General features: G+C 43.6%; 11 protein-coding genes and 1 CRISPR repeat array. Of the genes, 6 read left to right on the top strand and 5 right to left on the bottom strand.

Annotated elements, in window-relative coordinates; all coding sequences use genetic code 11:
- Window positions 1-4: 4 nt before the first annotated feature.
- Together RTV33_RS02525 and RTV33_RS02520 are read right to left on the bottom strand one after the other, a co-directional pair.
- Window positions 5-1,411 carry an ABC transporter substrate-binding protein gene (locus RTV33_RS02525; RefSeq protein ID WP_312641213.1) on the bottom strand — a complete coding sequence of 469 codons (1,407 nt, stop codon included), beginning with the start codon at window positions 1,409-1,411 and terminating at the stop codon, window positions 5-7.
- A gap of 92 nt (window positions 1,412-1,503) precedes the next feature.
- Window positions 1,504-2,529, bottom strand: a complete 1,026-nt coding sequence (locus tag RTV33_RS02520; RefSeq protein WP_312641211.1) for a LacI family DNA-binding transcriptional regulator — start codon at window positions 2,527-2,529, stop codon at window positions 1,504-1,506.
- 705 nt (window positions 2,530-3,234) lie between these two features.
- On the opposite strand from RTV33_RS02520, the gene RTV33_RS02515 reads away from it, so the two are divergent.
- The 6 genes from RTV33_RS02515 to RTV33_RS02490 all read left to right on the top strand — a co-directional run bounded on the left by RTV33_RS02515 (window position 3,235) and on the right by RTV33_RS02490 (window position 11,084).
- The gene (locus RTV33_RS02515) at window positions 3,235-4,242 is read left to right on the top strand and encodes an ABC transporter permease (protein WP_312641209.1); all 1,008 of its coding nucleotides are present in this window, start codon (window positions 3,235-3,237) and stop codon (window positions 4,240-4,242) included.
- 20 nt (window positions 4,243-4,262) lie between these two features.
- Window positions 4,263-5,777 carry a sugar ABC transporter ATP-binding protein gene (locus RTV33_RS02510; RefSeq protein ID WP_312641352.1) on the top strand — a complete coding sequence of 505 codons (1,515 nt, stop codon included), beginning with the start codon at window positions 4,263-4,265 and terminating at the stop codon, window positions 5,775-5,777.
- Between the two features lie 63 nt (window positions 5,778-5,840).
- Complete coding sequence (locus tag RTV33_RS02505; protein ID WP_312641207.1) at window positions 5,841-6,857, top strand: substrate-binding domain-containing protein; 1,017 nt, start codon at window positions 5,841-5,843, stop codon at window positions 6,855-6,857.
- Between the two features lie 80 nt (window positions 6,858-6,937).
- Entirely contained in the window at window positions 6,938-7,960 is a 1,023-nt protein-coding gene (locus tag RTV33_RS02500; RefSeq protein WP_312641205.1) for a uroporphyrinogen decarboxylase family protein, read from the top strand.
- An 81-nt stretch (window positions 7,961-8,041) separates the two neighbouring features.
- Complete coding sequence (locus RTV33_RS02495) at window positions 8,042-9,550, top strand: histidine kinase (RefSeq protein WP_312641203.1); 1,509 nt, start codon at window positions 8,042-8,044, stop codon at window positions 9,548-9,550.
- Window positions 9,543-11,084, top strand: a complete 1,542-nt coding sequence (locus RTV33_RS02490) for a response regulator (RefSeq protein ID WP_312641201.1) — start codon at window positions 9,543-9,545, stop codon at window positions 11,082-11,084. Before RTV33_RS02495 ends, RTV33_RS02490 begins: the two co-directional genes overlap by 8 nt.
- A gap of 295 nt (window positions 11,085-11,379) precedes the next feature.
- A CRISPR array of direct repeats spans window positions 11,380-11,810; the repeat unit is 33 nt; unit sequence ATTTCAATCCACGTCCCTCGTGTGAGGGACGAC.
- A 157-nt stretch (window positions 11,811-11,967) separates the two neighbouring features.
- On the opposite strand, the gene cas2 is transcribed toward RTV33_RS02490, so the two are convergent.
- The 3 genes from cas2 to cas4 are packed head-to-tail and all read right to left on the bottom strand — an operon-like array spanning window position 11,968 to window position 13,961.
- Window positions 11,968-12,258: a CRISPR-associated endonuclease Cas2 gene (cas2, locus tag RTV33_RS02485; protein WP_312641199.1), complete on the bottom strand. Its 291-nt coding sequence runs from the start codon at window positions 12,256-12,258 to the stop codon at window positions 11,968-11,970.
- Window positions 12,259-12,261: 3 nt separating this feature from the next.
- Window positions 12,262-13,293: a type I-C CRISPR-associated endonuclease Cas1c gene (gene cas1c / locus RTV33_RS02480; RefSeq protein WP_312641197.1), complete on the bottom strand. Its 1,032-nt coding sequence runs from the start codon at window positions 13,291-13,293 to the stop codon at window positions 12,262-12,264.
- A gap of 2 nt (window positions 13,294-13,295) precedes the next feature.
- Window positions 13,296-13,961, bottom strand: a complete 666-nt coding sequence (cas4, locus tag RTV33_RS02475; protein ID WP_312641195.1) for a CRISPR-associated protein Cas4 — start codon at window positions 13,959-13,961, stop codon at window positions 13,296-13,298.
- Between the last annotated feature and the right edge of the window lie 120 nt (window positions 13,962-14,081).

Genomic DNA, 14,081 nt, shown 5'->3' with positions numbered 1-14,081 from the left:
TGAATTACTGTGCTGTGGCAGCCTTTTCAGCGGCCCAGCTGCTTACCATGGCATCAACCACAGCCTTCCACTCCATTTGACCCTGTGCGTAAAGCAGAAGATTGGATCCGAATTCATCCTTAAACTGCTGGCTGGGGTAAATGGTAAAGTTCCAAGGCACATTTTTGATATTGCTGTTTGCGGACCATTCCATAACCTGCTGGCCAAGAGGATCGGCAGGTTTATCTTTATCCGTAAAGCTGTCGAACGGAGCGATAAAGCCGAGATCTTTTGTGACATGAGCTTTGCCCTCTTCTGAAGTGTACAGCCAATTGAGGAAATCAAGCGATGCTTTTTGGTCTGCCTCGGAAGCGTTTTTGTTAATGCAGAAGAAATTTTCGGTGCCGATGCACAGGCCCTGATTGCTTTCGCTGTCCATACCTACGTAGATGGGGAGGAAACGGACATCTTCGGCGGAAACCACGTTTCCTTCCACGCCGGATATCTGACCGTAAGCCCAGTTTCCGTTTTGTACCATAGCGGCTTTGCCCAAGGCGAATTCAGCCATAGAGTCGTTTACGCTTTTAGAACCGGTCATAGTGGGAGCAACCGTAGAGTTGTTCAGGTAAAGATCAAATATGTTCTTAAATTTCTCGTTGTATTGGAAGGAAATTTTGGCAGTTGCAGCAGGATCGCTCAGGTCTGCCCCGCTGGACTGGAACTCGTAGTACAACGGAACATTGGAAAGGTGGGTCTGCCAGCGCCAGTCTTCACCCGGCATTAGGGAGGTAGAAGCGAACACACCATCCAGGCCGAGTTCGGCTTTTTTCGCTTGCATATCTTCGACAACCTCTTTTAACTTAGCAAAGGTGTTGATGCTTTCAAGGCTGGTTGCCTTCGCGCCGCTCATAGCGAAATAGGCCTGCATAATTTTATTGTTTACAATAATGCCATAGCCCTCAATCGCGAAGGGGATGCCGTAGACACCGTCGCCCTCGGTAATAGCCAGAGATTTGTCTGCCAAATGCTTGTAAATTTCCGAGCCGCTCAAATCAGCGGTATACTGCTTCCAGCTGGCGTAGCCTACCGGCCCGTTGATTTGGAAAATGGTGGGGGCATCTTTTTTGGCAATTTCACTTCTCAGTTGCTGCTCGTAGGTTCCGGCTGCAGCGGTTACCACCTTTACCGGAACTCCGGTTTTTTCGGTATACTCCGCAGCAATCGCCTGATAGGCCTCATCCTGCTCCGGCTTGAAGTTGAAAAAATACACCTTGCCTTCGTCGCCGGCTGCCGCGGGATTCTCGCCAGCTGTGCTCGCGTTGCTTTCATTTGCAGTGCCGGTGCTCGAGGGGGCGTTGTTGCCGCAACCGACCAGGCTGCCAATCATTAGTATGGCGGACAGAACAATTGCTAAAATTCGCTTGCTTTTCATTGTAATACCTCCAATTTTTAGGTTGTTATTTGGCTTATTTAATCGAACCATTCTTTTTGATTCGATAGGAACCGTAATTTTTCATACCCACATTATGGCTGAAGAGGGGCAAAGCTTTCGCCATCCAAAAACTCTGCCTTAAAGACCAAATGTTTATGGGTACATTTATTTTTACGCAGGCAATTCATTAAAATCTGCACGCTTTGATGGGCAATCTCCTCATCCGGCTGCTTTACGGTGGTCAAGGAGGGGATGGAATAACGACCGGATTCAATTCCGTCAAAGCCAATCACCGAAATGTCTTGGGGAATACGGTAGCCTTTATCGTGGATTGCCCGCATAGCACCAAGGGCGAGAATATCTGAGATGCAAAACAGGCATGTAAAGGAGCTTTTCTCCAAAAGCCCTATTGCCGCCTCATAGCCTGCCTTGAGGGTAAATTCGCCTGCATGTGCAACGGAGTGAGCGGATACTTCGGCGCCATAATCTTTTGCCGCTTGTAAAAAACCGTCGAGCCGAAGGCGGCTGATGCTTCTGTCATCTTCGCGAAAGCCGATTGCCGCTATTTTTTTGTGACCAGATTGAATCATATATTTGGTAATTTCGTAGCCTTCTGCGTAATCATCTACAGTAAGGCTGGAGAACCTGCTGCGGTCAACACCGGTTTTTAAACTGATCGTCGACATAACAAAGGGCAGTTCGAGAAGCGCGAATTTTTCTCGCTGCTGGTCAAAATTACCGCCCAGAAAAATAAGACCCCGCGGCTTTTTCTCTTTGACCAGAGCGATTGCTGCGTCCAATTCGTTTTCTTCCGGGTCTACCTGACGAAGCAGCATAATATAGTTATTTTCTTCCAATTCCTTTTGAATAATTGTCAGCATACCAATAAAAAAGGGGTTGGAAAACCCTTTGACCACTACCCCCACAGCCTTCATCGATTCGCGTTTTAAATTGCGGGCACTGTCGTTGGGTATATAGCCATGTTCTTCGATTACCTCTAAAACCTTATTTCTGGTAACCTCGCTGACGTCAGGGTGTTTATTAAGAACCCGAGACACTGTACTCACGCTGACTTTAGCATATTTAGCAATATCAATAATGTTAACATCCGTAGGCATACCAAACCATCCTCAAAAATAGCGTTATTAGTATCGTTATCGGTAATGTTTCCGGTAACGTTACCAGTTAAATTTTAGTATACATTATTATTCAAAAATTTCAAGAGGGTTATTGATAGTTTGTATCTTTGATTAAAATACGTTAATGGCTTTTGTTTATTTTTTCCAGTTATTAACCAGAAATTAACTTACGGCAACAACCTATAAGTCAGTCAATCGGTCTTTTTCATATACCATTTATTTTTTATATCTTTCATAGTGGGGTGTTACGTACTGTAACGATGCGTTATGAACGGCGATTATTGAAAGCATGGCAAATTAATTGCCTGCATAACTAAAAAATGACCACAAAGCGCATTATAACAGGCTTTGCGAGCATTTTTCTGTTTAGCTGTGTGTTGCGCCTGCCGCACTCTGTTAAATTACACAAAACACCGACTTATTGTGTCTGAAAGCATCTTCAATTGCATTCAACTGTTAAGTTAACCTAATTCAAGTTTCAAACAAACCTCTTGCGGATTACCTACTCAAATTGTAGATATAGCATTTTTAAGACCAAAGAACAAAATATTGCTAAGAGGTGATCGTTGGCATCGCAAAAACGCACTAAAAAGAGCAGCATATTACTATAGATCACGCAACACAACTTAAAATTGGTATTTTATAATAATTGTAGAAGCAAAAATACAAACGGAGGTAGTTTGAATGGTAAATCAACTAGAAGAAAAAAAGAAGTCGGGTTTAAAATCAAAATTCCGCTGGTTTATCCAGAGACAGGAAAGCAGCATCATTCTTGCAACAGTAATATATATGGCAGTTGTCACCTGCGTGAATCCGGTTTTTATTTCATCGGGCAACCTGTTTAATGTCCTGAAAACAATGGGTTACACCTTAATCACGGTTGTGGGAATGTCATTTATACTCATTACCGGAGGGCTCGATCTTTCAGTTGGTTCTGTGCTTGCTCTCGGCGGAGTAATTACCGGCATGGCGTGTAAAGCGGGAATCCCTGTAGTATTTGCAATTCTGCTCGGTATGCTTACCGGTGTTTTGATCGGGTTTATCAACGGATCTATCATTGTCAAAGCGGGCATCCCGCCACTGATTGTAACACTGGGTATGCAATATGTAGCAAGAGGTTTGGTTTCGGTGCTCACACAGGGTGTTCCTATTTATCCGCTACCGGAAGGCCTTATGAAAATTGACCAGCTTAAAATTCTACATATCCCTATGGTCGTTATTGTGGCATTAGCAATTGCGGCTATCGGTCACATCGCCCTTGCACATGCGCCCTTTGGTCGTGCCATTTATGCACTGGGCGGAAACGAAGAGGCAGCACGCATTTCTGGAATCAACACCAGAAGAACCAAACTGATGGTCTATGTCATCACCTCAACTCTGGCGGCGCTGGCAGGCATATTTATGTCGGCAAGGCTTGGCTCTGCAGAGGCAGCTGCAGGTACAGGTTATGAGCTTACCGTTATCTGTGGTGCAATTATCGGAGGTATTTCCACCTTTGGCGGTATGGGTTCTATTATTGGCGCAACGATCGGTGCTTTTTTTATGGAGGTACTTACAAACTCACTTACTTTAATGAGAATTTCGGTTTACTGGCAGAACTTGGTGGTTGGCGTCATTTTGGTGCTGGCAGTTTTGCTTGACCAGTATAAGAGAAATATCATTCTCAAAAACTCCACCAAGGTAAAAGATTAGGAGGGTGCGTTTTGAATAACATGGATACTGTGCTTTCGGTACAGAATATAACAAAAAAGTTTCTCGGAACAACCGCTCTGCGTGACGTTTCTATGGGGCTTTATCCTAACGAAATTCTGGCGGTAATGGGTGAGAACGGCGCCGGAAAATCTACGCTGATGAAAATTCTAAGTGGATCTTACCCCTGTCATGAGTATGAGGGAAGCATTCTCTTGAGTGGGCAGGAATGCCGTTTTGACAACCCTACCGATTCTGAGAATATGGGCATTGCAATGATTTATCAGGAACTCAATCTTGAGCTTGACCTTACCGTGGCTGAAAATATTTTGCTGGGAAGGTTACCCGTGAAAAAACATGGGCTTATTGATTGGGAAAGAACAAAAACGATTGCACGTGCTGCGCTGGATAAGCTACACGCAGAAATTGATGTCAATGTGATCGTGCGCAGTTTGAGCCCCTCTATGCAACAGCTGGTATGTATTGCAAGAGCATTGGTGCGTAACCCCAAAATTCTAATCCTTGATGAGCCGACTTCGGTGCTCACCGAAACTGAAACCCAAAAGCTTATGAATGTACTGTGCGAACTGCGCGAACAGGGTATCTCCTGTGTTTATATTTCGCACAAACTGGATGAGGTTTTTGAAATCAGCGATCGCATGGTTATCCTGCGTGATGGACAATACATCAGCGAATACCGTAAATGCGATGGTTATGACAGCACTAAGGTCATTGAGGATATGATTGGCCGTAGGCTGGATGTCATGTACCCAACTATGGAACGGGAAATTGGTGATGATGTTTTACGCCTCGAACATTTTAAGGTACCGCATACCTTTGCTATAGGTAAAAACATCATCGACGATGTTAGTTTTTCTTTACGCCGCGGTGAAATATTGGGGCTTGCCGGGCTGGTAGGCTCAGGGCGTTCCGAACTGATTAATGCACTGTTCGGTATCATACCGAAAACCGATGGTAAAATTTTTCTGGAGGGTAAAGAGATTACAATCAATAACCCGCAGGACGCTAAAAAACACGGTATTGGGTTAATGACCGAAGACCGTAAGAAAAATGGTTTTGTGGGTACCATGTCCATCTGCCACAATATGACACTTACTATTTTAAAAGAAATTAAAGGGCTGCTGCTGATTGACTCTAAGAAAGAACGCAAACGGGCAAACGAATACTTTAACACTTTGCGTGTTAAAGCACCATGCCTTGATACCCGCATTACAAGCCTTTCAGGCGGCAATCAGCAAAAAATAATTTTAGCAAAATGGTTAATGACAGACCTGAAGATCATTCTGCTGGATGAACCCACCCGCGGTATTGACGTAGGCACCAAAGCAGAAATCTACAAGCTCATGCTTGAACTTTCCAAAAAGGGAATCAGTATTATTATGATTTCATCTGAGCTGCCCGAACTTGTGGCAATGTGCGACCGATTTGTGGTACTGGGCAAGGGCAAGGTACAAAAGATAATGGAAAAAGAAGAGGCAAACGAAGTCAGCTTACTTAAAGTTGCATCTAATACCTAATACATAGTTCTATAGCTTTTGAGCACTTTGTGCTAAAATAGAATAAAGAAAGAGGTTTTAATTATGAAAAGGTTACTTGCTTTGACCCTAGCGGTACTCATGGCACTGTCAATGGCATCCTGCGGTTCACCCGCATCCTCCTCTGCTGCACCGGCAGCATCTACCCCGGCACCAGAAGCACCCGCTGAATCTGCTCCGGCAAAAGACCTGCATTTTGTTTATGTTTCTCCCCTGCTTGCTCATCCGGTTTGGCTGCTTGCAAAAGATGGCTTTGATCAGGCGTGCACTGAGCTTGGCATTCAGGGCGACTGGGTAGGCCCGCAAAACATTTCTCCCGAAGAAATGGCAAAGCTCATTGAAACTGCTGTTGCACAAAAAGCCGATGCAATTATTACACAAGGCCTTGTTCCGGCGGCTCCCGTAAAGCTTGCCACTGAGGCTGGAATTCCTGTTCTGGTTGTTGACTCCGATATTCCCGACGTTGACAGACTGGCGTTCTTTGGTAAAGATGTAGATATTCAGGCAAAACTTCTTTTAGACGCTGCGGAAGCAAAACTGGGTAAAGACACACCAATTAAATGCTCAATCCAGGTTGCAGCACTCAATTATCAAATTGCTCACGATCAGATTGATGCGATTAAAAAAGCATTTGAAGCTCACACCGCAGGCTTTGAGGTTGTTAGCATTACCGAATCCAAATCCGATAAAATGAAAGCTACCACTGAATGGCAGAACACCTTTAAAGCATATCCCGAAGTAAACCTTGCAATCAATCTTGCAGCTGAAGCAGGCCCAGCATGTGCTAAGGTTGTTGAGGAGATGAGTATCCGCGATAAAGTAGCGGTATACGGCGTTGATGATGTAGAAGAAACTCTCGACTTAATCCGCAACAATGGTTTAGACGGCACAGTTGCAACCTCCTTCTATAATTATGGCTATCAGGCGGCATACTGGCTGTATCAGAACATTACCGAAGGCAAAACGCCGAAGATGATTCTTAACGATGCCGGTACCATTATGATTACAAAAGATAATGTTGAAAACTATGCGGATGCCTTGAAAGTTAAAGTTGACCTGTAATAATTTTTCGAATACAATAAAACAATAGGAATATTGCAAGGGTTAAATATACCTTGCAATATTCCTTATGGAGGGCGTTTATGACCGGTTACGAAAGAATAATGGCTGTAATGAGCGGTAAAAAAGCCGACCGTGTGCCTATGATGCTGCATAATTTTATGTCGGCGGCAGGTGAAGCGGGTATGTCGATGGGCGAATATCGCAGCAGCCCTCAAAACATAGCAAAGGCACATATCGCTGCAGCTCGCAAATATGGGCTGGATGGTATTCTTTTGGATATAGATACCTGTATGGAAGCGGATGCAATCGGAGTGCCTATTGATTTCCCCGATGATGAGCCTGCCCGTGCGATCGGCGCTGCATCGAAAGATATTGATGAACTGATCGAACTAATGGCACCCGAGAAATTGCTGAAAAATGACCGTATTAAGATTATGCTGGAAGCGGTCAATCTCATAAAGAAAGAAGTAGGAAACGAGCTTTTGGTTCGTGGAAACTGCGACCAAATGGCATTCAGCCTTGCTATGCTCAGCTACGGAATGTCTGATTTTATGGCAGACCTGCTGGATGAAGATTGTGAGGAAAAGATACTACAGCTCATTGACCGTGCATATGCGGTACATCTGGAGTATCACAAATTGATGCATGAGGCGGGAGCTGACCTTACCAGCTTCGGCGATAGTTCCTGTGGGCCGGATCTTATCAGTCGTGACTGTTATATGAAGTTTTCCTACCCGTTTCAAAAACGTTTGCAGGAGGATTTGGAAAAACGGAATATCAAAACCGTTTGCCACATTTGCGGTAATCTGGATAACATTATTGAGGATGTTGCCGGCATCCGCTTCCCCGCAATTGAAGCAGACTACAAAACTAATATAAAGAACGCAGTAAAGGTACTTGAAGGCAAATCTGTTATGTTCGGCCCGATTGATCCATCCGGCATCTTCTACTTTGGTACACCAAAGCAGGTTGCAGCGGAAACACAAAAAGTTCTTGAGGCATTTAACGGAAAAGGACTGGTTATTGGCGCCGGTTGTGCGCTGCCTACCGGAACTCCGGAAGAAAATATCCGAGCATTTGCAGAAACTGTAAGGGCATATTAGTGCAAAAATAAAAACACAGGATCTTTTGCAAAAGGTCCTGTGTTTTAGCATATTTGAATATTGACTGAAAGGGCGAAAACAATGCAAAAAATAAAACGATTCTTCTGGCGCTTCAACAGCGTCAAGCAAGAGCTGATATTCTACAATATTATACTTTTTGTGTTTGTTTCTGCTGTTGTTATTGTATCGAATTATTCCAACCTAAAAACTCTATCTGCCTATGCAGATTTCTCTAAGCAATACAGCATATTGAGCAGCTTTTATAAAAATGTCAAGGCTGCAGATCAGCTGGCACAAAACTGCCTGTATACCGGTTCTATAGAAGATCAGGCAAAATACAAAGTTTGCAAAGAAGAAGCAACTCGCAATATTGATGACATAATCAATATGGTTAACGATGAGAAACTGCGCTGGAGGTTTGGACTGCTTAAAAATATGGTGCAAACCTACGATGAAGTTTTTACAGAGATTCGCTTAAAAGAAGATATTGCTTTTGTTGATTACAACATTAAATATGACTTTTTGGTGGATACCGCCAAAAATATTGATTTGACCGCGACTCAGTTTTATAACCTGCTTACGGATGAAATGAACCGTCAAAGCGAGGAAATGATACAGAGCTGGCAGGCACAGGCAAAAGGAATCATTCTTTTAACGGCAGGGATGATTGTAATTGCCATCGCGTTTTCCGCTATGTGTATCAAGGATATCACTCATCCCATCGGAAGAATTGTAAAAAATATTCAGAAAATTAAGATGGGAGAATACGACCTCAAGCAAGTTAAACACGCAGGAAAAGAAATTTCCATTCTTTGCGATGCCTTTGATGACATGGCAAAAAGTGTACAGGGGCATATTCAAAGTGTAGAAGAAAATGCCAAGTTGGAAAAAGAATTGCTGGAAAAAGAAAACGAAAACCTCAAAATCAGCGAAATATTAATGGAGACCGAGTTAAAAGCACTGCAAGGGCAAATGAACCCACACTTTTTATTTAATACCCTCAGCATGATATCCAAAATGGCATATATGGAGCAGGCCGAACAGACAAGCGAAATGATGGAAACAGTGTCCGACCTGCTGCGCTACAGCCTCGATAAATCCAGTAAAACTTCTAACCTTTATGACGAAATTGAATGTGCTGAGAATTATCTTATTATTCAGCGCAAGCGTTTCGGGCATAGGGTGAAATTTGAGCTTTTTGTGGCAGACCACCTACCGAACATTACTATGCCGGCTATGATTTTTCAGCCGCTGATAGAAAACGCCGTGATTCATGGTGTAGGACAGGTGGTACAAAGCGCATGGGTCAGCATACAAGTAATCAGGGATGAAACTAAAATTTATATTAGTATTGAAGATAACGGCAAGGGAATGGAAAGTGATCTTGTTGAAAGTATATTAGTAGGAAGAAGAGAAACCTGTTTTAAAAAAGGAAACGGAATTAATATTGGTATGAGCAACGTATTTCGCCGGCTTGAGATGTTCTATGGGCCGGAGAGCACAGTGCAAATTGAAAGCAGTACCGATTGCGGTACTGTTATAATACTGACGCTACCCATTACCACAGAAAAGGAGGAGCAGGATGTATAAGCTGCTGATTGTAGAGGATGAGCCAATTGAACGTGAAGCGGTAAAGCTGGTAATCAGCAACAACTGCGAAAATATTTCACAAATTGAAGAAGCAGAAAACGGTTTTATCGCAATAGAAAAGTGCAAAGTCTTCCATCCGGATATTGTTATGCTGGATATCAACATGCCTGGAATTAACGGCTTGGATACGATTAAAGAACTGCAAAAGCAGAGCAGTCAAATTAAGTTTTTGCTGCTTACCTCCTACAACCGTTTTGAATATGCGCAGGAGGCAATTAAGCTGGGAGTGGAAGATTTTGTTTTAAAACCCGCCAAAATTACCCGCATCAAACAGGCGATTGACGCAGTGACGGAGAAACTGGACACCGAACTACAGACGCACCGGCATAATACCGCACTGGCAGGCCGCATGGAGGATATTCGCCCGATTGTGGAAAGCGACTGTATTTATGCGCTCATATCAAAAGAACCAAATGAAGATTTGCAGCGTATTTTTTCTTTTCTTGAGTTTGAAGTAAACAGCGGGTTTTGTTTTGCTGTAAACTGTAATGGTAATCATCGCTTTGTACTGCACAAAATTAAAAAAGCACTCAACGATGTGGGCATCAAGTGCATTGGCGAACAGCTTTATAATATGTTGGTGTTTTTTGTGCTGGAAAGCAAGCAGCTGGAAATGCGAAGAATGTTGGAGGTGGGTAACTTTGTTTCCATGCTGCTGCATGAGATAGGCAAAGAAGGTAGGATTGGTGTCGGCAATATCTATAAGGATCCATATCAATTAAGTCTTTCCTATCATCAGGCCGTGGATGCTCTGAGCATGTGCGAAATACGCGGAAAACGTTTTTTCATTTATGAGGAAACTTGTGTTGACAACAAGAGTACTGAAATAAACTTAAACTTACTGGTAAATGAGCTTGCTACAACAATTCAAAGCGGCAGCCAGAGCGAGATAGAAAAGACATTGGAAGATTTGGTCGCACTTATTATTATGCGAGAAAATGTTTTATCAAAAGCCAAGGAACAGGTTTATCGTTTAATTGTACTAACCATTCAAGAAATAAAAGAAGCTGTTCCGTCGCTTAAAATCGAAAACAACTTATCTAGTCTATCCATACAAAGCATCATGACTATTACTGACTACAAAGAGCTTAAATACTATTTGAAAATGGCAGTTAACAATTTGGCTTGGTTAGTGAATCAGCAAAAAAATGCAGGAGCCAGTGTTATCATTCAGCGGGCACTTTCTTATATCGACGCATCTTACAATAAAGATATTTTTTTGGACGATATAGCAGGAAATCTAGGTATTACTTCGTTTTATCTCAGTAAAATATTAAAGAAGCAAACGGGGAAAAACTTTACGGATTTAGTTGCAGAAAAACGTATTGCAAGGGCAAAAGAACTGTTGGGCGAAAATAAAAGTATTAAGGAAATTACCTATGAAATAGGATTTAACAGCCAAAATTACTTTACAAAAATTTTTAAAAAATATGTCGGAGTTACGCCCACAGAATATAAAAACAATTTACGCTGAAGCTTTCATGAAAAAATCAGCGCAGAAGATGGATTGATAGAGCTAATAACAGAGAATGAAAGCAAAATAAGAATAGATGCTCCTAATAAGAAAAAGATACAGAAAACCCTCACACTCTAATTGAACTATTCCGCAAAAAACGGACATTGAGAAAAAACACCTCATATTGTAGGATGGAACTACAATATGAGGTGTTTTGTTATAAAGATAAAAAATATGAACCAGAAATGGAAAGAATGAAGCAAGCAGGCAAAAGCTATCGCCGAATAGCAGAAGCTACGATCGAGCGACTACGATTTCAATCCACGTCCCTCGTGTGAGGGACGACACAGTGAAATCAAAATTCTAAGGCGGCAGAAGCAATTTCAATCCACGTCCCTCGTGTGAGGGACGACGCTCTAGCTATATATGTGTTATTTGAATCAAGTGATTTCAATCCACGTCCCTCGTGTGAGGGACGACAGAGTTGATTTAAGAGAGATGCTAAACGAACTTATTTCAATCCACGTCCCTCGTGTGAGGGACGACCAAAAAGTTGCTCAAGGCAGGCTCTTACCTCACATTTCAATCCACGTCCCTCGTGTGAGGGACGACCAAAAAGTTGCTCAAGGCAGGCTCTTACCTCACATTTCAATCCACGTCCCTCGTGTGAGGGACGACCGAGCATGACGCTGTTGCTCAGTGCAGTTACATATTTCAATCCACGTCCCTCGTGTGAGGGACGACTGCAAAACAGACAAATTTTCATTTGTAAGTTTCGGCTAAATAAGCACTATAATTATAAATGCTCTAAAAAATTATACAACTAGCAATTTAAACATTTATATTTACAAAAAAGTCCATGCGAATGTGCTAAAGATTTTATGTGCGCTTATGATTCGCACTAAAAAATCATGGGGTCTTCAGGGGAATAAGTTTGTTTAGCTCCATAATACTCAATGCGTGTTTTATAGCTGTTGCCAAGATTATAAATGCGCAAACTGTCTTTTGCTTCATCCATTATGCTAAGCAATAGATTTTTTACAACACATAGCTCTGCGGGGGATAAAAGGCATTCAAAGACTGAATTTTGCACCCGCTGCCCATAGTTGACGCAAACCTTGGCCACTTTGCGCAGCCGTTTACTGCCCTGGGCGTCTTCAGTATTCACGTCGTAGGTTATGAGAACCAGCATCACTTACCTCCAGATAAACGGGGGATATGCATCAATATCCCCTCGGATATATTTGGCCAAAAGCATGGCCTGTACATATGGCAGCAGGCCCCACTCCACTTTTTCTTGCAAAAAGGGATGCATGATTTCTTCCTTCTTTTTTTGCTGCCAGAGGGATAAGAACTTTTTTCGCCCATCCTCGGTCAGTAAGATTCCACCGTTCTCTTTTTCTATAAAATCTTTATCGCAGATGCTCCTTTTGTTGATGGCTGTTAACACAAACCGATCTGCAAACGGCGCGCGGAATTCTTCCAAGAGATCCAGCGCTAAAGAACATCTGCCCGGCCGTTCGGTGTGAAAAATACCGGCATAAGCGTCTAGACCTACTGATTCCAGTGCGCTAACGCACATTGAGGTCAGCAGGCTGTACGAAAACGATAGCATTGCGTTTACATTGTCCATAGGCGGACGGCGTGATCTGAATTTGTAGACAAAATCATCTTTCTGTTGCAAAATCATGTCGTCGAACAGTGAAAAATAAAGGCTTGCACATTCGCCCTCCAGCCCGCGCAGGCTGGAGGCGCTTTGCGTGTGATAGGCGCTCACCTTTCCGTTTTGAAGCGCTGCGCCGACCTGCGCAAATTTCTCGGTGTCAATGCGCAAGGCATGGTCACGCACAGCACGGCTGAGCACCGCGTTGCAGTTCGAAAACTTTGCCGAAATGATATTTTTGGCGATAGCCAGCGAACGCACTTCATCCTCGCAAACGCGGTACTGTTCGCGGCGCAGCAGGATATTTCCATAGGATTTGCCGGTAACCTTGGCCAGAAAACGTCCGCTAGGCTTTAAAAATACCAGCGATTTGTTCATCTCGGCGCATTTGCCCATCAGCGCGGGGCTGGCGCCAATATACCCAAAGGCCATGATTCCGTCTATCATATGTATCGGCAGGCGTCCCAGCGTATCGCCGTTGGATTGAACTACGACATTTTCACCATCCAGTGCAAGGTAGGCGTTTTCCGTTGTGACATAAAGGGTGTTTAAAAGCTTTTTCATAGCTAGACCTCCTCGGTACCGAGATTCTGCTCCAGATAGTCACTGACGGGTTTCATTTTGCACAGCTTTGGCAGGCAAAGATTTTTCAGCGAACAGGCATTGCAACTTTTAGTGGGCTTGACCTTAGGGATATATCCGCTCTGAAAGTAACCATGCATCTCGGCAAAGAGCGACTTGACTCGCGCTTTCAGCTCATTGGTCAGCACGACTTTTTGCCGCCGTTTAATTTTACCGTAAAATATCGCACCGTCGGTGATTTCGCAGCTGAGCATCTCCTCCAGGCAGATGGCCTGCGCCGTAAGCTGGAGAATATCAATATCGCTGTCCTTCGGTTCGCCGTGCTTATATTCCACAGGATAGACGGTGTAATGCCCCTCCCTGCCGTGGAGCGTTATCCCCTCGATAGATTTTCTGAACTCCACAATGTCGCACTCTCCGCTGGCGCCTAAACTTCGGGAAAAAATCGGTATACCGCGTGAGAGCAGCACCTCTTTTCGGCTCTCGGAGGAATAGCCGTCGTGGCATTTCTCATGCAGTAAATTCCCCTCAACGGTACGCAGGTTCTCTTCCCACAGCTGTTCGATATGGATAAGCGCCCACTGACGGCGGCAGAATGCAAAGTGCTGTATGCCGGAGAGCATCAGAAAATCTTCTTCATCATATACCATCGATGAGCTCCGGCTCCAGCCCGTCGAGTGGGGTAAGCGTAATGTCATAATCTGCTGCAGATTTCGGGTAGGTCACTCCATCCTTTCGTGTGATCTGAACGGAATTGTGGACCTTGGCGG

Origin of the sequence: Hydrogenoanaerobacterium sp., from assembly GCF_032017025.1 — a bacterium.
Lineage (GTDB): Bacteria > Bacillota > Clostridia > Oscillospirales > Ruminococcaceae > Hydrogenoanaerobacterium.
The sequence above is the reverse complement of the archived record's forward strand: the minus strand, read 5'-3'. Positions and strand labels throughout refer to the sequence as shown.

Bases quoted from the DNA above. Each gene is read 5' to 3' on its own strand.
- RTV33_RS02510 (WP_312641352.1), top strand. From the start codon at position 4,263: ATGGATACTGTGCTTTCGGTACAGAATATAACAAAAAAGTTTCTCGGA.
- RTV33_RS02495 (WP_312641203.1), top strand. From the start codon at position 8,042: ATGCAAAAAATAAAACGATTCTTCTGGCGCTTCAACAGCGTCAAGCAA.
- RTV33_RS02500 (WP_312641205.1), top strand. From the start codon at position 6,938: ATGACCGGTTACGAAAGAATAATGGCTGTAATGAGCGGTAAAAAAGCC.
- RTV33_RS02505 (WP_312641207.1), top strand. From the start codon at position 5,841: ATGAAAAGGTTACTTGCTTTGACCCTAGCGGTACTCATGGCACTGTCA.
- RTV33_RS02515 (WP_312641209.1), top strand. From the start codon at position 3,235: ATGGTAAATCAACTAGAAGAAAAAAAGAAGTCGGGTTTAAAATCAAAA.
- RTV33_RS02525 (WP_312641213.1), bottom strand. From the start codon at position 1,411: ATGAAAAGCAAGCGAATTTTAGCAATTGTTCTGTCCGCCATACTAATG.
- RTV33_RS02490 (WP_312641201.1), top strand. From the start codon at position 9,543: ATGTATAAGCTGCTGATTGTAGAGGATGAGCCAATTGAACGTGAAGCG.
- RTV33_RS02520 (WP_312641211.1), bottom strand. From the start codon at position 2,529: ATGCCTACGGATGTTAACATTATTGATATTGCTAAATATGCTAAAGTC.
- cas2 (WP_312641199.1), bottom strand. From the start codon at position 12,258: ATGCTGGTTCTCATAACCTACGACGTGAATACTGAAGACGCCCAGGGC.
- cas4 (WP_312641195.1), bottom strand. From the start codon at position 13,961: ATGGTATATGATGAAGAAGATTTTCTGATGCTCTCCGGCATACAGCAC.
- cas1c (WP_312641197.1), bottom strand. From the start codon at position 13,293: ATGAAAAAGCTTTTAAACACCCTTTATGTCACAACGGAAAACGCCTAC.